This is a genomic window from Micromonospora sp. RTP1Z1 (assembly GCF_033804685.1).
GTDB lineage: Bacteria > Actinomycetota > Actinomycetes > Mycobacteriales > Micromonosporaceae > Micromonospora.
In genome coordinates, this window is sequence record NZ_JAPFQV010000149.1 from 1 (window position 1) to 600 (window position 600).

Genomic DNA, 600 nt, shown 5'->3' on the forward strand with positions numbered 1-600 from the left:
ACCGTCATCTACGTCGAGGACCTCGCCACGCTCGAGGGCCGTGGTGGGTCACGCAGCCTCAACCGGCGGATCTCTGGTGCGGTACGCGGCACCGTGTTCACCGCCATCGCCCACCTCGCCGCGAAAGAAGGTGCCGCAGTCGTCACTGTGCCGGCGCGTGGTACCTCGTCCGGCTGTCCCCGCTGCGGCGGTGCGGTCAAGCACGTCAAGACGCCGCAGCGGAGCGTCGCCGGGTACCGGTGGGCCACCTGCTCGTGCGGCCTGTCGATGGATCGTGACCACGCCGCGGCGCAACGGATCGCCGCCCGGGGCCTAGCCAACCAGGCCAAAGCCCGCCGCGGCCGTAACGGCAACGCCGCGATCCGGACAGTCACCGACACACCGGCCCGTCACCGGACGCGTCGACCAACCCGAGCCGCCACGATCCCGCCGGTGCGGGATCGGCGCAAAACCGTACCCACCCCGAAGCAGATCCGACCTGCAACGGTCAAGACCTCACGCCTGCTGCCCTTGCGACGGCAGGTTCCCGCCCCGGCAGACGCCCCATCGGGATCTGCCGGTCAGCGTCCGGCGGGACGGACACCCCAGGAGACCAACCCG

1 protein-coding gene is annotated in these 600 nt (G+C 71.2%); it reads left to right on the plus strand.

The genetic code is table 11. From position 1 onward, the window contains the following. Nucleotides 1-93 precede the first annotated feature (93 nt). Nucleotides 94-600 (plus strand): zinc ribbon domain-containing protein (locus SLP03_RS31820; RefSeq protein WP_413644779.1); only part of this gene is annotated, 507 nt, incomplete at its 3' end.